We start from the raw sequence: 19,541 nt of genomic DNA, 5'->3' as shown, positions 1-19,541 counted from the left end.
CACCGACCCGTCGGTGCTTCTCGCACGACACGTTTCGAACCGGTTCGACAGTCATATCCGTTCAAGGAGGAACACATGATCCCCACCCGGCGCACCCGCACCACGCTCGCGGCGACGACAGCGCTCGCCGTCGTCGGCGTCCTCGCCGCCTGCTCGTCCGACGACGGCGGCGGCGGCACCGGCGAGTCCACCGGCGAAGCAGCCGGCGGCACCTACACCTGGTGGGACCCGTACCCCCAGCACGAGGGCTCCTCCGACTGGGAGAGCCGCGTGCAGCAGTGCGGCGAGGACGCGGGGGTGACGATCGAACGCACCGCGTACGACACCACCGCGCTGACCAACCAGGCGCTGCTCGCCGCCCAGGAGGGCACCTCGCCCGACGTCATCCTGCTCGACAACCCCGCAGTGTCCACGCTCGCCGAGACCGGCATGCTCACCACGGTGGACGAGTTCGGCCTGGACACCTCGGCGATCGACGCGAACCTCCTCGACGCCGGCGTCCTCGAGGGCGACGCGTACGGCATCCCCATCGGAGCCAACACGCTGTCGCTCTACTACAACGCCGAGATCCTGGACGAGGCCGGCGTCGACCCGGCCTCGATCACCGACTGGGACTCCCTGACCGCCGCGCTCGCGCAGGTCGACGACGCGGGCCACCGCGGCATCACCTTCGCCGGCATCGGCACCGAGGAGGGCTCCTTCCAGTTCCTGCCGTGGTTCTGGGGCGCCGGCGCGGACCTGAGCCAGCTCGACTCCCCCGAGGCCGTCGAGGCCCTCGAGCTGTGGACGGGCTGGCTCGACGAGGGCTACGCCCCCAACTCCGTGATCAACAACTCCCAGAACACCGTGTGGGAGGAGTTCCTCACCGGCGACTTCGCGTTCGCGGAGAACGGCACCTGGCAGGTCAACAGCGCCGCGGAGGCCGAGTTCGAGACCGGCATCGTCCAGCTCCCGGGCAAGGACGGCGGCGTCGCGCCGGCCCCGACGGGCGGCGAGTTCATCGTGGTGCCGGTCCAGTCCGACACCGCGCGCTACGACGTCACCCGCCAGATCGTCGAGTGCATGACGACGCCGGAGGGCTTCGTCGAGACGGCGAACACCTTCGCGTACTACATCCCGCCGACGGCGGAGGGCCAGGAGCAGCTGCTCGCCGAGAGCGCTGGGGACGCCGACCTCGAGCCGTGGGTCGAGGCCGTGCAGAACGCCAAGGGCCGCACCAGCGACAACCTCGGCACCGACTACCCGAAGATCTCCGAGGCCCTGTGGACGGCCGTGCAGAACGCCCTGTCCGGCGCTGCCACGCCGACCGAGGCCCTGGAGACCGCGCAGGCCGACGCCGAGGCCGCTCGCAGCTGACGCACCACCGACGAAGGACGGCACCATGAGCAGCACCCCGACAGTCGTCGGGTCGCGCGAGGAGCCGCGCGGCGCGGCGGGCACCCGGCCCGCCGTGCCGCACGGCCGGCGACGACGACGGACGCTGAACCCGAGCCAGTGGACGGCCCTGGGCTTCGCCGCACCGCTCCTGACCTACCTCGTGGTGTTCTACGCCTACCCGCTGTGGCGCAACATCGACCTGTCGCTGCACGACTACACGATCCGCGCCTTCGTCCAGGGGGACGCCGAGTTCGTCGGGCTCGAGAACTACGCCGAGGTCTTCAGCTCCTCGACGTTCACGACGGCGCTGGTCAACACCGCCCTGTTCACCATCGGCTCGATCGTCTTCCAGTTCGCGATCGGCCTCGCGCTGGCCGTCTTCTTCCGGTCGAGCTTCCGGCTGTCGAACGTGCTGCGTGCCCTGTTCCTCGTGCCGTGGCTGCTGCCGCTCATCGTCTCGGCCTCCACCTGGGCGTGGATGCTCAACAGCGACAACGGCATCGTGAACTCGGTGATCCAGGCGTTCGGCGGCGAGCAGATCAACTGGCTCACCTCGCCGGACACCGCTCTGCTGTCGGTGACCATCGCCAACATCTGGCTCGGTATCCCGTTCAACCTCGTCATCCTCTACTCGGGGCTGCAGAACATCCCCGGCGAGGTCTACGAGGCGTCCTCGCTGGACGGCGCGGGCCCCTGGCGACAGTTCTGGAGCATCACCTTCCCGCTGCTGCGGCCCGTCTCGGCCATCACCATCCTGCTCGGGCTGATCTACACGCTCAAGGTCGTCGACGTCATCTGGGTGATGACCACCGGTGGGCCCGGCGACGCCTCGACGACGCTCGCCATCTGGTCCTACCGGGAGGCGTTCGGTACGGGGATGCCGTCCTTCTCGCCCGCGGCCGCGGTCGGCAACCTGCTCATCGTCATCGCGCTCGTCTTCGGGTTCCTGCACCTGCAGCTCCAGCGCCGACAGGAGGCCTCATGACCACCCAGCGCGCCTGGTGGAAGACGGCACTCGGCGTCTTCTTCACCCTCGTGATGCTGTTCCCCGTCTACTGGATGGTGAACGTCTCGTTCACCGAGACGCGTGACCTGCGCTCCTCCCCGCCGCACTGGTTCCCCTGGAACCCCACGTTCGAGGGGTACGAGGCAGTCTTCGCCCAGCAGCTGCCCGCCCTGGGGACCAGCCTGCTGATCGGGCTGGGCTGCGTGGTGCTGACCGTCGTCATCGCCGCACCAGCCGGCTATGCGCTGGCGCTGCTCAACCTGCGCGGCGGACGCACCCTGAACTTCCTGCTGCTGGTGGCGCAGATGATCCCGGCGGTCGTCATGGCCATGGGCTTCTACGCCATCTACAACAGCCTCGGGCTGCTCAACAGCGTCGGTGGCCTCATCATCGCGGACTCCACGATCGCGGTGCCGTTCGGCGTGCTGCTGTTCACCGCGTTCATGTCCGGCATCCCGCGCGAGCTGCTGCAGGCCGCCCGGGTGGACGGGGCGGGCGCCTGGCGGACCTTCCGGGCGATCGTCCTGCCGATGAGCCGCAACTCGATCCTCACGGTCTCGCTGTTCGCGTTCCTGTGGGCCTGGTCGGACTTCATCTTCGCCTCGACCCTCAACCGCAACGGCGACCTCATCCCGATCACGCTCTCCATCTACAACTACATCGGCAACAACACCACGCAGTGGAACGCGATCATGGCGACCGCCGTCGTCGCCTCGATCCCGGCGTCCATCCTGCTCGTCGTCGCCCAGCGCTACGTCGCGGCGGGGGTGACCGCCGGTGCCGTCAAGGACTGACAAGGACATCTTCGTGACGAACACCCTCCTCACCAGCGGCGAGCAGGCTCGCCCGGTCGCCCCCGGCGGCAGCCGGCGCGGCGTCGGGATCGGCGAGCTGCGGCTGGACGGCGGATTCTGGGGCGCGCTCCAGGAGACGAACGCCCGCGCGACCCTCGCGCACTGCCTCGACTGGATGGAGCGGCTCGGCTGGCTCGCCAACTTCGACCGGGTCGCTGACGGCACCGCCGGCACCCCCGGCACGCCGCGCCCCGGCTGGCAGTTCTCGGACTCCGAGGTCTACAAGCTGCTCGAGGCGGCGGCCTGGGAGCTGGGCCGGACCGCCGACCCCGCGACCGAGGCCCTGTGGACGAAGGTCGTGACGCGCGTCGCGGCCGCCCAGGACGACGACGGCTACCTCAACACCTGCTACGGCCACGGTGGGCAGGGCGCGCGGTACTCCGACCTGTCCACCGGGCACGAGCTGTACTGCACCGGGCACCTGCTGCAGGCGGCCGTCGCCCGGGTGCGCACCCACGGCGAGGACCAGCTCGTCGAGGTCGCCCGCCGCGCCGCCGACCACGTGTGCCGGGAGTTCGGTGCGGACGGCCGGGCCGGCATCTGCGGCCACCCCGAGATCGAGGTGGGTCTCGCGGAGCTGGGCCGGGCGCTCGGCGAGCCCCGGTACACCGAGCAGGCCCGGCTGTTCGTCGAGCGGCGCGGGCACGGCACGCTCGCCCCGATCGCGCTGCTGAGCCCGGCCTACTTCCAGGACGACGTCCCGGTCCGCGAGGCGGACGTGTGGCGCGGGCACGCGGTCCGCGCGCTGTACCTGGCGGCCGGCGCGGTGGACGTCGCCGTCGACACCGGGGACGACGAGCTGCGCGCCGCCGTCGAACGCCAGTGGACGCGCTCGGTGGAGCGGCGCACCTACCTCACCGGGGGCATGGGCTCGCGGCACCAGGACGAGGGGTTCGGCGACGACTTCGAGCTGCCTCCGGACCGTGCCTACTGCGAGACCTGCGCGGGCATCGCCTCGGTGATGGTGTCGTGGCGGCTGCTGCTGGCCACCGACGACGTCCGGTACGCCGACCTCGTCGAACGCACCCTGTTCAACGTGGTCGCGACCTCGCCGCGCACCGACGGCCGGGCGTTCTTCTACGCCAACCCGCTGCAGCAGCGCGAGGAGGGTGCACGGATGCAGCCCGACGCGGTGAACCCGCGTGCCGAGGGCGGGGCCCGCGCCCCGTGGTTCGACGTCTCCTGCTGTCCCACGAACGTGGCACGCACGCTCGCGTCGTGGCACACCTACGCCGCGTTCGTCGAGGAGGCCCCCGACGGCGCGTCCGTCGTCACGCTCGCCCAGTACGCGAGAGGGGACCTGCGGGTCGCCGTCGCCGACGGTGAGCTCGCGCTGCGGGTCGACACCGACTACCCGGCGGCGGGGACGGTGCGGGTCACCGTGCTCGAGACCCCCGACCGGCCCGTGACGCTGCGCCTGCGGGTGCCGCACTGGGCTGCCGGTGCCACGGCCGACGACGGCGCGACGCTCGCGACGTCGTCCGGCTCGGCGGGCACGGGCGACGCGGCGCCGCGACCCGTGGAGCCCGGCTGGGCCGAGGTGGCGGCGCTCGCGGTCGGCGACGTCGTCGTGCTCGAGCTGCCCGTCTCGCCGCGCCTGACCTGGCCGGACCCGCGGGTGGACGCCGCGCGGGGCACCGTGGCCGTGGAGCGCGGACCGCTCGTGCTGTGCCTGGAGTCGGTGGACCTGCCGGCCGGCGCCGCGCTGGAGGAGGTCCGCCTCGACGCGGCGGCCGGGGCGCGAGCGCACGACGACGGCGCGCTGGTGCGGGTGCGCAGGCTCGCGCTGCCCGACGGCGGCACGGGGCTGCCGCCGTTCACCTCCGGCCCGTCCGGCTCGGCGGCCGACGGCGGTCCGGCGGACGCGATCGACGTCCCGCTCGTGCCGTACCACCGGTGGGCCGAGCGCGGCCCGTCGACCATGCGCGTGTTCCTGCCGACCACCTGACCACGGATCCGAGGAGACCTGGCGACGACTCGACACAGCCCCTGGGCGAACCGGTTCGACGACGAGTGACGAGGAGGGAGGAGGCACGGCCCCCCGGACGCCCGGGGGCAGATCGACGACATTCGAACGATCACGTCTGCGGAGGGCACGACGCCGTGCCGTCCGCCTCACACGAGGAGTACGAAGATGTCTCTGACGAGAAGATCACCGGCGCCTTCCTGGCGTCGGCGGACCGCGTTGACCGCCATGACGGCCGCGAGCGCCGTAGCCCTCGGCACCGTGGGCGCCGCCCTGAGCACGACGACGGCGGCCGCTGAGCCGGGCCCGGAGTCCACGCTGGTCGTCGACGCCGACGAGCCGTTCCGTGAGGTCTCCCACGTGGCGACGGGTTCGCTCTACGGCATCGCCGACGAGGGTGTGCCGTCCGACGACCTCATCGCCCCGATCAAGCCGAACACGTTCGTCCAGATGCCGCCTGGCGGTCGGCAGCAGCCGACCGGCGACACGCTCAAGGTGTGGGAGACGGCCGCCCGCCACGACGCGGGGATCGTCGTTCGGATCGTCGACTACTACCCCGGGTGGCCGTACCAGTTCAGCTGGGAGAACACCGCCGACCGGAAGGCCTGGGAAGACGTCATCCGAGACGTCGTGGCCGACGTCGAGGCGTCCGGAGCGACGAACATCGTGGCGTATGCCCCGTGGAACGAGTCGGACCACACCTGGCTGGAGGAGAACGGCACCTTCGAGGAGCTGTGGGAGTTCAGCTACAACGTCTTGCGCGAGGAGCTGGGACCCGACGTGCCGATCCAGGGGCCGAGCTTCTCCGACAACATCACCGACATGCGGCAGTTCCTCGAGTTCGCGAAGGAGACGGACACCGTCCCCGACGTGCTCGAGTGGCACGAGCTGATCCGGTCGTCGAAGATCAAGGGCGACGTGGAGTCCGTGCGTGCCATGCTCGACGAGCTGGGTCTGCCCGATCTGCCGATCGACATCGCCGAGTACGCCTCCCCGCAGGAGGTGGGACTGCCCGGACCGCTCGTCGGGTACATCTCCAAGTTCGAGCGATTCGGCATCGACCGCGCCGAGCTCGCCTTCTGGAACCAGTCCGGAACCCTGGGCGATCTGCTCGTGGAGCGCGGCGGCGCACCCAACGGCGCCTACTGGCTGTACACCTGGTACGCCGACATGGTCGGGGACATGGTCACCACGACCCCGCCGTCGAACGAGAGCCCGTTGGACGGCGCGGCGTCGGTGAACGACGCCAAGGACGAGGTGCGGGTCATCGCGGGCGGAAACAGCGGGCCGACCTCGATCCAGGTCAACGGTCTCGACCAGCTCGCCCTCGGTGAGGACGTCAACGTGAAGCTCGAGGTCACGCCGTCCTACGGGCGAACCACGCCCACCGCGGGGCCGATCACCGTCTCGGAGACGACGTATGCCGTCGGCGAGGACGGTTCGATCACCGTCCCGGTCGTGATGAACCCGGCGTACGGCTACCACGTCGTCGTGTCCGAGGCCGGGGAGGCCGAGAGCCTGGCGGGGACGTACAGCCTGGACAACGTCCACTCCGGCCTGCCCCTCGGCTCGGGCGACGGCGGTGCCGTCCAGGCCGCGGCCGGCCAGGGCAGCACGTGGGAGATCCGTGACGCCGGCTCAGGCCTGTACACCGTCATCGACACTGCCAGCGGACTGCTCCTCGGCGCGCAGCCGGGGGCGATCGGCAACGGCGCACCTACCGTCCTTCAGGAGGAGGACGGTAGCGGGGACCAGCTGTGGCAGCTCGTCCCCGACGGCCAGGGCAACGTCCGGCTGGCCAACTACGCGACCGGCCTGACCGCCGCCGTCGACCAGATGAGCACCGAGCCGGGTGCAGCCGTGGTCCAGTGGACGGACGGGACCCCGACGTCGAACTGCACGCCCGCCGGTCCGCGGCAGCCGGGACGGTTCGGGACGGCGCTCGACATGTGCGGCACGAACTCCTACGTCACGTTGCCGGACGGCGTCGTCGACGGGCTCGACGGCGACTGGTCGGTCTCGACCTGGGTCAAGCCGTCCGCGCTGCCGACGTGGGCGCGGGTCTTCGACATCGGCTCGGGATCGGGGTCGAGCATGTTCCTCACCCTGAACGCCGGGAGCGGGCCGCGGTTCGTCATCACCACCGGTGGAGCAGGAGGCGAGCAGCGGCTCGACTACCCGGGGCAGAACCTGCCGTTGAACGAGTGGACGCAGGTGACGGTCACCGTCTCGGGGACCACCGGCACGCTGTACATCGATGGCGAGGCCGTCGTGACGAACGACCAGATCACGATCTCACCGGCCGACCTGGGTGCCTCGAACGGACGGAACTGGCTCGGCAGGTCGCAGTACGGCAACGACCCGACCTTCGACGGCGCCCTGGACGACTTCGCGATCCACAGCCGGGCCCTGTCCGCCGCCGAGGTCTCCGAGCTGGCTGCGGGGCAGCCCGCTGACGGTGACGTGGTCGCCTACGCCTTCGACGAGCCCGACGGCGGCACGACGGTGGTGGACTCCTCGGGCAACGGGGCGGACGGCATCATCACGGTCGGGCTCGGCGCCGGCGACAGGACCACGGCGACCGACGAGGAGACCGCCGACCGGTTCTGGACGCTCACGCCGGTGGACGCCGGCCCTGTGGACCCCAGCCCGGTGGACGTTGCCGTCGCGACGCAGTGCCGCGGCGCCCAGGCGTTCGTCGTGGTCCGGACGACCAACGCCTCGGACACCCGCACCGACGTGACCGTCAGCCTGCTGGGCGACTCGAGAGCACGCGACGTGCTGAAGCCCGGCAAGACCTGGCAGACGCCCTTCGCGGCGGGCGCTCCCACGCTCGACGCCGGATCGGTGACCGTCCTGGCCGATGGCGTCGTGACCACCCACCCGTACGAGGGCATCAGGTGTCGCTGACGAACGCCTGAGAAGTGCGCTCGGTCGGCGCCCGGCCAGGGCGTCGACCGAGCGCCGCCCGTGTGCGACCCCCAGAGAAGACCGAACACCAAGGAGGCACTCGATGACGAGCACGACACCTTCACGGGGCAGACCGCGGCGGACCGCCGTCGCGCTGTCCGCCGTCCTGGCGCTCGGCGCCGGGGCAGGCGCCACCGCGCTGCCCGCCGCGGCCGACGAGGTCCCGGCACCCGACCTGCACTACACGATGGACGACGTCGCCGACGGCGTCGTCCCCGACACCTCCGGCAACGGACACGACGGCACGATCTCCGGCAGCACCGAGATCGTCGAGGGGGCCGGGGCTGACGACCTGGCGCTCGACCTCGCCGGCGGGACGGACGGCGGGTACGTCACCCTGCCGCGCGAGGTGCTCGAGGGCGCCGGCGATCTGACCGTCTCCGCCCGGGTCCGCTGGGACGGCGGAGGCGCCTGGCAGCGGGTCTTCGACCTCGGGAGCAACACCAGCCGCTACCTGTTCACCACGCCGTCCAACGGCGACGGGAACCTCCGTACCGCCGTGACCACCGGTGGTGGCGGCAGCGAGGCCCAGGTCACCGGGTACGGCGCGCTGCGGACCGGTGAGTGGGCCACCATCACCACCACGCTCGACACCTCCGCGGGCAGCGTCACCACCTACCTCGACGGCGTCGCCGTCGCGATCGCCCCCACCCCCCTCCAGGCCGGGGAGCTGCTGACCGGTGGGGCGACGTCGGCCGGGTACATCGGCCGCTCGTTCTACCCGGACCCGCTGTTCGACGGCGCGGTCGACGACTTCCAGGTCTACCGCACGGCTCTCAGCGGGGAGCAGGTCGCCGGGCTCGTCGACGAGGTTCCCACGCTCGACTCGCTGCCCACGGAGCAGCTCGAGGTGCGGACCGTCGTCGCCGCCGCGCCCGACCTGCCCGCCGTCGTCCGCGCCGGCTACTCCGACGGCTACGACCGCGCGGTCGCGGTCGTGTGGGACGAGATCGACCCGGCGCAGTACGCGCAGACCGGGACCTTCACGGTGGACGGGGAGGCTGCCGGCCAGACGGTCACGGCCACGGTGACCGTGCATCGCGGTGGTCTGGAGGTCGACCTCGGGAGCGACACCGGGGAGTTCCACGGCGGCGCCTCCGGGCTGCTGTACGGGCTGTACACGGAGGGCATGCCGACGAACAACCTCGTCGAGGGCATGGGCGTGCGGACCATCGCGACGAAGGCGCAGGACGGTGCCCAGCACCCCGGCTCCGACGCGCTCGAGGTGACCCGACAGCTCGCCGACACCACCGGCGGGGACGTCTACCTGCGGGTCACCGACTGGTACCGCGGGTTCCCCTACCAGTGGCCGTCCCCCGACGCGCCGAACGCCTCGCCCGAGGAGAAGCTCGCGGACTACGCCCGGGTGCTCGACGAGCAGCTCGACATGATCGAGTCGCTCGAGCCCGAGTACCGCGACAACCTCGTCATGGAGCCGTTCAACGAGCCCGAGGGGAACATGTTCGGCACCGGGCCGTGGAGCCTGGACGGCACCTCGTGGCGCACCGACCCCACGGACTACTTCGCTGCCTGGGACGAGACCTACCGCACCATCAAGGAGCGGTTCCCCGACATGCGCATCTCCGGGCCGAACACGAGCATCCTGTACAACGAGGTGCGCGGCTTCATGGACCACGCCGTGGCCGAGGGGACCGTGCCGGACATCATCTCGTGGCACGAGCTGAGCCACCCGCAGAACATCCGCAACTCGGTGGAGCGGTTCCGTGACTGGGAGGCGGCGGCGTTCGAGGGTACGGACTACGAGGGCACCGAGCTGCCGATCAACGTCAACGAGTACGCGTTCAACTACCACACGTCGGTCCCCGGCCAGATGATCCAGTGGATGTCCGCCATCGAGGACTCCAAGGTCGACGCGATGATCGCGTTCTGGAACATCAACGGCAACCTGTCCGACTCCGCGGTGCAGACCAACCGGGGCAACGGGCAGTGGTGGCTGTACAACGCCTACTCGCAGATGACCGGCCGCACCGTCGAGGTCACCCCGCCGTTCCCCGGGGAGAACTACACCCTGCAGGGCGTCGCCTCGCTCGACGAGGACCGCGCGGTGTCCCGGACGATCCTGGGCGGGGCCGACGGCGCCGCACCGGTCGACCTGGTGAACGTACCGGCCGACGTGTTCGGGGACGACGTCCGGGTCACCGCTCGGGAGATCCCGTGGACGGGCCAGCTCGGCGACTCGGCACCGCCGAGGACCCTCGCCGAGTGGACCACCGCCGTCGACGGCGGCACGGTGACCCTGGACTTCGACGGCGGGGACCTGCCGCTGCTGGACGAGTCGTCGGCGTACGAGATCGTCGTGACGCCCGCCGGGGTCGGTGAGACCACGCAGGTCGCTCCCACCCTGTGGGCGGGCTCGTACGAGGCGGAGGACGCCGCGCACTCCGGCTCGGGGCACTCGGTCAACGGCCCGGAGGGCTCACCGGCCGACGTGGGCAAGTTCTACACGTCCGGCGGGCACAACGTGGGCGGTCTGCGCACGGGCTCGGACGTCGTTCTCGACTTCGAGGTCACGGTCCCGGCGGACGGCACGTACGACCTGTCCGTCTTCGCGAACAGCCTCAACACCCACGACCTGGTCGCCGACCAAGGACCCACCAACGTGTTCCTGCGGGTCGACGGCGCCGACGAGCAGGAGCTGTTCCTGCCGCTCGGCTACAAGTGGGTGGTGTGGGACCACGCCGACACGACCGTCGAGCTGACCGAGGGGACGCACACCATCTCGCTGGCGGCGCAGAGCCTCGACGGGACCGGTGCGACGCAGGGCGACGCGCTGATCGACCGCATCACGCTGTCGTTGCCCGACCCGGAGGCCGCCACGGCGGTCTACGAGGCCGAGCACGCGACGCACGAGGGTACGGCTGCTTACACGGCGCCCGACGGCGTCGGTGCGGACGAGGTCTCCGGTGCGGGTTCCGTGGCCCTGGCGGACGGCGAGCCGGTGACCTTCTGGGTCTACGGCGAGCAGGACGCCGAGGCGACGCTCGGGGTGGACGTGCTCGGCGCGGCGTCCGGCACGGTCACGGTCAACGGCCGTGACGTGCTCGACCTGGCCGACGCCGACGAGGTCGCCGTGCACCTCGCCGGTGGCGTCAACAAGGTGGTCGTGACCGGTGGCGCCGACGGCGCCGTCGTCGACCGGCTCACCGTGGCCGAGGGCACCGGTGCGCTCCCGACGACGGAGCACCAGGCCGAGGACGCCGAGCTGGCCGGCGACGCGCACGTCGTCGACCTCTCGCTGGCCGAGGGTGGTCAGGCCGTCGCGGGCGTCGGCGGTGAGCCGGGCAACGACAGCACGCTGACGTTCCAGGTCACGGCTGACGCGGCCGGTCCGCACGCCGTCGCCGTCCGGTTCTCCAACCCGGAGCAGGTGGACGGGACGCACTACAACCCGAACCCGGTCGCCCGGCACGCCGACATCTCGGTCAACGGCGGTGACGCCGACCGGGTGATGTTCGTGCCGACGCTCCACGAGAACAACTTCTGGGAGCGGACGATCGTGCTCGACCTCGACGAGGGGGAGAACTCGATCGAGTGGCGCTCGGAAGAGGCGACCAACTGGGACGGGGAGACGCTCGCGTCGGAGATCTGGCCCGCGGACTACCTGCTGAGGGCGGACGAGGCACCGATCGTCGACCGGATCACCGTCTCGCCGCTGGCTGCGGTCGAGGGCTCGTCGGAGGAGCCGCAGGCACCCGCCTGGGACGCCGCCGCGACGTACACCGCCGGTGACCAGGTGTCGTTCGGCGGGTCGCTGTGGGAGGCGACCTGGTGGACCCGGGACCAGGAGCCGGGGTCCTCACCGTGGGGTCCGTGGCAGGAGATCGCGGTCACGGCCGACGGGACCGCCGTCTGGACGGAGTCGCGGATCTTCACCGCCGGTGACGTCGTCGAGCACGGTGGCGACCGCTTCGAGGCGCAGTGGTGGACCCGCAACCAGGAGCCGGGCGCCTCGCCGTGGGGCCCCTGGAAGCCCACTTCCTGACACCACTCCCACCACGAGCGTCTCTGTCCGTCAGGAATCAGCCACTGATTCCTGACGGACAGAGACGCTCGTGCGTCCTGGCCGCGCAGCTCAGCTGCGCGCGAGCACCAGCGCGGCCGAGTGGCCGCCGAAGCCGAACGCGTCGACCAGAGCGACCTCCGCCGTCGTCGGCCGCGACTCGATGACCAGGTCCAGATCGGCCTCGGGGTCCAGGTCGCAGGTGTGGAGCGTGGGCGGCACGACGCCGTCGCGCATCGCGCCGAGCGCCGCCAGCACCCCGAGCGGCCCCGACCCGCCCAGCAGGTGCCCCGTGGAGGCCTTCGTCGCCGTCACGGGCGCGGTCACCCCGACCGAGCGCAGCGCACGGACCTCGTTGAGGTCGCCCGCCGGGGTGGACGTCGCGTGGGCGTGCACCAGGCCGACGTCCGACGCCGCGACATCGGCGGAGCGGAGGGCCAGCTCGATCGTCCGGGCCTGGTTCGACGGCTCCCCGCCGACGATGTCGTGAGCGTCCGAGGTGAGCGAGAAGCCCTCGACCGCAGCGAGCACCTGTGCCCCCCGGGCGCGGGCGTGCGACTCCTCCTCCAGCACGACCATGACGCTTCCCTCGCCCATGACGAACCCGTCGCGGCTCGCGTCGAACGGGCGCGACGCCGTCTCGGGGTCGTCCTGCGTGGACATCGCCCGGGCCCGCGAGAAGGCGGAGACGACCAGGTCGAGCACGCTCGCCTCCACCCCGCCGCACACGAACATGTCGGCCTCGCCGGCCAGGATGGCCTGCCGGCCCATGCCGATCGCCTCGGAGCCGGCCGCGCAGGCGGTGACCGGAGCGCGGGCCCCCGCCTTCGCACCGAGGTCGATCGACAACCAGGCGGCGGGGCTGTTCGCCATCACCATGGTCACGGCGTGCGGCGACACGGCCCGGTGCCCACGGTCGTCGAGCAGGGCGTGCTGGGCCAGGGTCGTCCCGTAACCGCCGTTCGCGGTGCCGACGGCGACGCCGAGCCGCTCGGGCTCGATGTCCGGGCTTCCGGCGTCCGCCCAGGCTGCGCGACCGGCCACCAGGGTCAGCTGGGCGACGCGGTCCGTCCGGCGCACCTCGCGCACCGTCAGGGCGTCGGCGAACCCGTCGTCCACGCGGGCCGCGACGTGCACGGGCAGGGCGTCGGCCCAGGGTTCCTTGAGCGCCGTCACCCCGTTCACCCCGCCCCGCAGACTGGCCCAGGTCTCGCTGGCCGTCAGTCCCAGGGGCGAGACCGCCCCGATCCCGGTGATGACTGCTCGTCGCACGTGTGCTCCATCTCTCGTCAGGTGCCCCCTGCGCGATGGTGCGCATGTTTTCACGGGCAACAGGAGAGCGCCACAGCGACGGTCAGCGCCCGCATGCTTCCTCGAAGGCCTCCAGCGCAGCAGCGCTCGAGAGCACGAACCGGACCTCGTCGACGGCGCCCAGGTTCTCCGCGTCCCAGGACCGCACGGCGTCGACCGCCAGGCGGGCGACGTCGTCCACGTCCCAGCCGTACGCCCCGGCGCCCACCGCGGGGAACGCGACGCTGCGGGCCTTGGCGTCCGCGGCGGCCCCCAGCGAGGCGGTGAAGCACGAGGCGAGGAGCTCCGGGTCGGTCTCGTCCCGGTGCCGGTTCGGTCCGACGGTGTGGACGACCCACGCGGCCGGCAGGTCGAAGCCCGGCGTGACGACGGCGTCGCCGACGCCCAGGCCGTCCGGCAGGGTGGTGCGGCGCAGCTCGCGGCAGGCGTCCAGGAGCCGCGGCCCGGCCGCGGCGTGGATGGCGCCGTCGACGCCGCCCCCGCCCAGCAGCGTGGAGTTCGCGGCGTTGACGATCGCGTCGGTGGTGGAGGTGGTCAGGTCGCCGTGCTCGAGGTCGATGCGCATGGTGCTCCTCGCGGTGGTCGGGCGGTGCGTCCTCCTCCGACGCTAACGTGCGGAGCGGCCACCCGGCCCGGCGATGGTGACGCCGTCGGCTGCCAGGTGTACCGACGGCTAGGGCATCTCCGGTGGTGCCGGACGCGCTCCTCGCACGAACTGTTCGACCGCTCGGTCCACCAGGTCGTCGAGCAGCTCCGGTTTCACCATGTCGCCGTTGATCAGCGTGGCGATGCCCTGCATCGTGGCGAACAGGACGATGCCGAGCTGCTCGACGTCTCCGGGGGCGAGCTCGCCCGCGGCCTGTCCCTGGGCGATCTGCTCGTACATCAGGGTGAAGGACGGCACGGCGGCCGCCATGACCTGATCCGCACCCGGCCTGTGCTTGCCGGTGAACATCAGCTCGAGCAGTGCCGCGTCCTCGGTGGCGAAGCGGATGTACGCGGCGACCGTGGCCTTCAAGCGTGACGTGAAGTCCTCGGCGCCGTCGGCGGTTGCCGTGCGCAGCCGGTTGTCCAGGCGCTCGAAGCCTGCGACGGCCAGGGCGTCGAGCAGAGCCTGTCGATCGGGGAAGTGGCGGCGTGGGGCGGCATGGCTGACGCCGACCTCCCGGGCGAGCTCCCGCAGGGAGAGCTGATCGACACCACCCTCCCGCACGGTGCGCATCGCGGCGTCGAGCAGGGCGGATCGCAGCCGGCCGTGGTGGTACGCCCGCTCGCTCACGTCAGACACGGGTCGATCCTAAGCGATGTTGGCATTGACAACAGAGTAGACACTGCCTACATTCGTCCACATGGCTACCTTCTCGCTCGCGGACATCCCGGACATGACGGGCCGGACCGCCGTCGTCACCGGCGCCAACAGCGGCCTCGGCCGCGTGACCGCCCGTGCTCTCGCCGCTCGAGGAGCTCGGGTCGTGCTGGCCGTGCGAGACCCTGCCAGGGGTCGCGAGGCTGCCGCGACGATGGACGGCGACGTCGAGGTCCGCCGCCTCGACCTTGCCGACCTCGCGTCGGTCCGCACGTTCGCCGACGGCCTCGACGAGCCCGTCGACCTGCTCGTCAACAACGCCGGCGTGATGGTCCCGCCGCTCGGGCGCACCGCGGACGGGTTCGAGCTGCAGTTCGGCACCAACCACCTCGGGCACTTCGCGCTGACCAACCTGCTCCTGCCGACCCTCAGGGAGCGCGTGGTCACGGTGTCGTCCAACGGGCACCGGGCCGGCTCGATCGACCTCGACGACCTCAACTGGGAGCGTCGGCCGTACCGGGCGACCAGGGCCTACGGGCAGTCCAAGCTCGCCAACCTGCTGTTCACGGCCGAGCTGCAACGACGACTCACGGCGATCGGCTCACCGGTGCTGGCGACGGCCGCCCACCCGGGCATGGCGTCCACGAACCTGCTGCGCCCGCCGGGCGAGCGACCCCGGCTCGAGGCGATCCAGCAGCGGATCGCCCACCTGATGGCCCAGAGCGACGAGGACGGTGCCCTGCCCACGCTCTACGCGGCCGTGGCCGACGTCCCGGGCAACAGCTATGTCGGGCCGACCGGGTTCCTGCAGGGCCGCGGCGCGCCAGGGCTGGTGAACCGGTCCAGGAAGGCCGCCGACGGCGAACTCGCAGCCCGCCTGTGGACGGTCTCGGAACGGCTCACCGGCATCACCTTCCCGCTGCGAGCGGCTACCGTTCGGCCGTGACGCCCTCGCCCGCCGGGGGCTGATCGTCCGCACCCCGGGACGTGGACGTCCCGGCCGAACCGGAGGACCGCTCGTGCTCCCTCGTGCCCTCGTCGCCGTCGCCCTGGGCGGCGTCGCCGCGCTCGTTCCCGCACCCGCCGCCGTGGCGGCGACCCCGTCGCCCGAGGCGGACCAGATCACCTGGTCGGTCGTCCCGGCGGACGCGTCGGGGCCGGACGGGCGCAGCGTCATCGACGTGGAGCTCGACGGCGGGCAGAGCACGCTCGAGCACGTGGCCGTGACGAACCACGGGGAGAAGGCCGTGACCTTCGCGATGAGCGCGAACGACGGCTACCTCACCGCGAACGGCTCGTTCGACATGCGCCCCTCGGGCACGCCGGCCACCGACGGCGGGTCCTGGATCGCCGTGCCCGACGAGGTCACCGTGGACGGTGGTGACACCGCCGTCGTGCCCGTCGAGATCGAGGTGCCCACCGGCGCCACCCCGGGCGACCACCCGGCCGGCGTGGCGGCCTCGGTGGTGAGCAGCGAGAACCAGGTCGACGTCGAGCACCGGGTCGGGGTGCGGGTCGACCTGCGCGTGCCGGGGGAGGTCGTCGCCGCGCTCGACGTGTCGCAGGTGCGCGCCACCTTCGAGCCCTCCTGGAACCCGTTCGAGCCCGGCACCCTCGACGTCACGCTGGACGTGACGAACACGGGCACCGTCCGCCTGGACGCCACGGCCGAGGTGGAGGTCGAGGCCGCCGCGGTCGACGCGCGGGCGGAGACGCCCGTCGGCGAGATGCTCGCCGGCGGCGGGCGGCAGGTGTCGACGAGCCTGGACCGGGTGTGGCCGGTCGGCCCGGTCAGCACGACCGTCACCGTGGTGCCTCGCCCTGCGGAGGGCGACGAGCTCGCGGTCGCCCCGGACCCGGTCACGACCACGGTGACGACGTGGGCCCTGCCGATCCCTCAGCTCCTGCTGGCGCTCCTGGTGCTGACCGTCGTCTTCCTGGAGCGGGACCGGCGTCGGCGTCGGCGCGCGGACCTCGCGGCGCAGCTCGCCCGGGCTCGCGCGGAGGGAGCTGCCGCCGCCCGGGGTGCGTCGAACTGATCGTTCCTTTGCGATCGTGACCTTTTTGAGCGGTTCTGTTGAATCGGTCCAGGACCGATCGTAGGTTCGAGCCCACACGCAGCCACCGCGGGGACGTCGGCCGTCGACGTCCACCCACGATCACCGACGTTCGTGACGGTGGGGCGCCAGCGATCGAAGGAGATTGCCGTGCTCGACCACCCCCGGCGCGCGTGGAGCGCCTCCTGCCTGACCGTCGCGGCCCTCGTCGTCACCGCAGGGCTGGCGACGACGGCCGGCGCCGCGGCCGCCCCCGCCTCGACGGAGCCCGGGTCGACGGTGCCCGCCCCGGACGGGACGGCCTGGCCGGACGCCGACGGCCACCCGATCATGGCGCACGGCGGCTCCGTCGTCACCGTCTCGGAGGCCGAGGTCGGCCTGGACATCACCGGTGACGGCACCCAGGACCAGGACGTCCACCTCTGGTACGGGGAGGACAAGACGAACGCCACCCGACCGGTCGACGGGGTGCGGGGGTACTGGTCGACCGACCTGGCGACCTGGCACGACCTCGGCCGGGTCCTGCCGACCCACCAGCACTTCACGCTGACGGTCGAGGACGGCGAGGTGCAGGTCGACCCGGCGAAGGTCGAGGCGCTCAAGGACGTCGCGAACAAGACCGCCCCGGACGACGGGTCGACCCAGGAGCAGATCGACGAGGCCAAGGCGTTCGTCGCCCCTTACGTCGAGACCTGGGCCGACGAGGCGAACGGCGTCGCGGCCTCCTACGACGAGGACAACCTGGCGAACGCCAGCTACCGGCTCAACGGGAACATCAACATCGTCGAGCGTCCGAAGATGCTGTGGAACGCCAAGACCAGCAAGTTCGTCATCATCTACCACGCCGACGGTCCGCTGGCGACGAGCACCGAGCTCCGCCGCTGGGTCGACGGCGGCGGTGACCCGGCCGACCGCGACCTCGGGTCACGCTACGGGCGGGCCGAGATCGGCTTCGCGACGTCCGACACGCCCTGGGGCCCGTTCAGGCTCGTCAACACCACGAAGATGAACTGGGCCGAGGGCGTACCCCCGGCGGGGCGGGAGGGCGACTCCCGCGACATGACGGTCTTCCAGGACGAGGGAGAGCACGCCGTCGACCCCGTGGCCGACGACGCGTACGCCGTGTACTCCTCCGAGATGAACAAGTGGATGTACGTCTCGCGCCTGAACGCCGAGTACACCGGTCCGCTGGCCGAGGGCACGGACGCCACGCTCGGCGAGGACTTCTCGAACCGGGTGCTGCCGGACTTCAGCCGCGAGGCCTCCGCCGTCTTCAAGACCGGCGGCTGGTACTACATGATCACCTCGGGCACCGACGGGTGGGCCTCGACCCCGGTCGTGGCGTACCGCTCGCGCTCGATGATCACGCCGACCGAGGCGGTCGTCGGCAACCACGACGGGCACCCGGCCACCGGCCAGTGGGAGCGGCTGGGCAACCCCTGCGTCGGCGCCGCCGACCGCGACGACGTCGGCACCGCCGACCCGGCGATGTGCTTCGACTCCCAGCCGACCTTCGTCATCACCCTCGACCAGGAGGCCGGGCACTTCGTCTACATGGGCGACCGCTGGAAGATCGACCCGAGCACGGGGTCGGCGGGCCAGGGGTCGCGGTACGTCTGGGCGCCGGTCCAGGTGGACTCGCAGACCGGCGACCTCACGATCGAGAACGTCGGGCCCTGGGACCCCCGCAACGAGACGCTCTTCCGTCCCCTGGAGCCGGTGGCCCCCCTGGAGCTCGAGGCGAGCACGGAGGACCGCGACGACTTCGACCCGACCTTCGACGTCGTGGTCGACGGCGTGCGGTACGACGACCTGACCGCCCGCTGGAGCCCCGCGAGCCTCGACGCGGCGTTCAGCGCCCCGGGGACGTACCCGCTGGAGGGCCACGTCGCCGGCGACGGGCCGCTGGCCGGCCGCCACGTCACCGCCACCGTCGACGTGACCGGGCCGGCGAACCTGTGCACCGAGCCCGGCACGACGGTCTCCGCGTCGTTCCACCAGACCGACTACGGCACCTTCCCGGCGCAGGCCGCCTGCGACGGCGATCACGCCACCACCTGGTCCACCTGGGCCAGCGGCTCGGGCAAGCAGGACAGGGTCAGCTTCACGATCTCCCTGGCCGACCGGCACCGGGTCGGGTCCGTGCGGTTCACGAGCACCGAGGGCACGATCGCGTCGGTGGGCGTCGAGCACCAGGACGCCGACGGCTCCTGGCGGCCGGTCAGCTCGCCGAGCGGGACTGTCGCCGCGCCCGGGGCGCAGACCAGGATCTCCTTCGAACCCGTCGTCACGAGCGGGGTCCGGCTGACGTTCGACACCCCGGGGTCCTGGCTGAAGATCCCCGAGATCGTCCTGCCCGGCCCCACCGGGGACGGACCGCAGGCGACGACGGAGGCCGAGGTGCGCTGCCTCGGCGGTCGTGCGCTGCTGGCCGTCCGGGCGGTCAACACGTCCGACGGCCCGGTCGACGTGACTCTCGGTTCTGCCTACGGCACGCGGGACGTCGCCGACGTCGCCCCCGGTGCCAGCGCCTACCAGACGTTCGCGACCCGGCAGGCCTCGGTCGAGGCCGGGTCCGTGACGGTGACGGTGACCGACCCGACGGGCCGGACCGCCGTCGTGCCCACCACCCATGCGGGGGCCGACTGCTCATGACCCCCCGTCGACGACGAC

At 71.9% G+C, this 19,541-nt stretch carries 12 protein-coding genes; 9 read left to right on the top strand and 3 right to left on the bottom strand.

Annotated elements, in window-relative coordinates:
* Nucleotides 1-75 precede the first annotated feature (75 nt).
* From HDG69_RS15890 to HDG69_RS19440, 6 genes are all read left to right on the top strand, one after another.
* Nucleotides 76-1,356 (top strand): sugar ABC transporter substrate-binding protein, encoded by a 1,281-nt coding sequence (locus HDG69_RS15890; protein ID WP_171784807.1) that lies wholly within the window; start codon nucleotides 76-78, stop codon nucleotides 1,354-1,356.
* Between the two features lie 25 nt (nucleotides 1,357-1,381).
* Nucleotides 1,382-2,362, top strand: coding sequence for a carbohydrate ABC transporter permease (locus HDG69_RS15885; protein ID WP_171784806.1), 981 nt, complete (start codon nucleotides 1,382-1,384; stop codon nucleotides 2,360-2,362).
* The gene (locus HDG69_RS15880; RefSeq protein ID WP_171784805.1) at nucleotides 2,359-3,177 is read left to right on the top strand and encodes a carbohydrate ABC transporter permease; all 819 of its coding nucleotides are present in this window, start codon (nucleotides 2,359-2,361) and stop codon (nucleotides 3,175-3,177) included. Before HDG69_RS15885 ends, HDG69_RS15880 begins: the two co-directional genes overlap by 4 nt.
* Before the next feature lie 13 nt (nucleotides 3,178-3,190).
* Nucleotides 3,191-5,185 (top strand): glycoside hydrolase family 127 protein, encoded by a 1,995-nt coding sequence (locus HDG69_RS15875; RefSeq protein ID WP_171784804.1) that lies wholly within the window; start codon nucleotides 3,191-3,193, stop codon nucleotides 5,183-5,185.
* Between the two features lie 246 nt (nucleotides 5,186-5,431).
* Nucleotides 5,432-8,113, top strand: a complete 2,682-nt coding sequence (locus HDG69_RS15870) for a LamG-like jellyroll fold domain-containing protein (RefSeq protein ID WP_171784803.1) — start codon at nucleotides 5,432-5,434, stop codon at nucleotides 8,111-8,113.
* Between the two features lie 103 nt (nucleotides 8,114-8,216).
* Nucleotides 8,217-12,176 (top strand): LamG-like jellyroll fold domain-containing protein, encoded by a 3,960-nt coding sequence (locus HDG69_RS19440; protein WP_281360222.1) that lies wholly within the window; start codon nucleotides 8,217-8,219, stop codon nucleotides 12,174-12,176.
* 90 nt (nucleotides 12,177-12,266) lie between these two features.
* On the opposite strand, the gene HDG69_RS15860 is transcribed toward HDG69_RS19440, so the two are convergent.
* The 3 genes from HDG69_RS15860 to HDG69_RS15850 all read right to left on the bottom strand — a co-directional run bounded on the left by HDG69_RS15860 (nucleotide 12,267) and on the right by HDG69_RS15850 (nucleotide 14,793).
* Nucleotides 12,267-13,466: a beta-ketoacyl-[acyl-carrier-protein] synthase family protein gene (locus HDG69_RS15860; RefSeq protein WP_171784802.1), complete on the bottom strand. Its 1,200-nt coding sequence runs from the start codon at nucleotides 13,464-13,466 to the stop codon at nucleotides 12,267-12,269.
* Between the two features lie 82 nt (nucleotides 13,467-13,548).
* Nucleotides 13,549-14,070 (bottom strand): O-acetyl-ADP-ribose deacetylase, encoded by a 522-nt coding sequence (locus HDG69_RS15855; protein ID WP_171784801.1) that lies wholly within the window; start codon nucleotides 14,068-14,070, stop codon nucleotides 13,549-13,551.
* A 108-nt stretch (nucleotides 14,071-14,178) separates the two neighbouring features.
* The gene (locus tag HDG69_RS15850) at nucleotides 14,179-14,793 is read right to left on the bottom strand and encodes a TetR family transcriptional regulator (RefSeq protein ID WP_216645780.1); all 615 of its coding nucleotides are present in this window, start codon (nucleotides 14,791-14,793) and stop codon (nucleotides 14,179-14,181) included.
* Between the two features lie 61 nt (nucleotides 14,794-14,854).
* Between HDG69_RS15850 and HDG69_RS15845 the strand changes: the two genes are divergently transcribed.
* From HDG69_RS15845 to HDG69_RS19650, 3 genes are all read left to right on the top strand, one after another.
* On the top strand, nucleotides 14,855-15,757 hold the full coding sequence (locus HDG69_RS15845; RefSeq protein ID WP_171784800.1) for an oxidoreductase: 903 nt from the start codon (nucleotides 14,855-14,857) through the stop codon (nucleotides 15,755-15,757).
* Nucleotides 15,758-15,830: 73 nt separating this feature from the next.
* Nucleotides 15,831-16,850 (top strand): hypothetical protein, encoded by a 1,020-nt coding sequence (locus tag HDG69_RS15840; protein WP_171784799.1) that lies wholly within the window; start codon nucleotides 15,831-15,833, stop codon nucleotides 16,848-16,850.
* A gap of 168 nt (nucleotides 16,851-17,018) precedes the next feature.
* Nucleotides 17,019-19,523: a discoidin domain-containing protein gene (locus tag HDG69_RS19650; RefSeq protein WP_171784798.1), complete on the top strand. Its 2,505-nt coding sequence runs from the start codon at nucleotides 17,019-17,021 to the stop codon at nucleotides 19,521-19,523.
* Nucleotides 19,524-19,541: the final 18 nt, after the last annotated feature.

The organism is Isoptericola halotolerans (assembly GCF_013149785.1).
GTDB lineage: Bacteria > Actinomycetota > Actinomycetes > Actinomycetales > Cellulomonadaceae > Isoptericola > Isoptericola halotolerans.
Note: the sequence above shows the minus strand (reverse complement) of the source record. Positions and strands in the feature narration are given on the sequence as shown.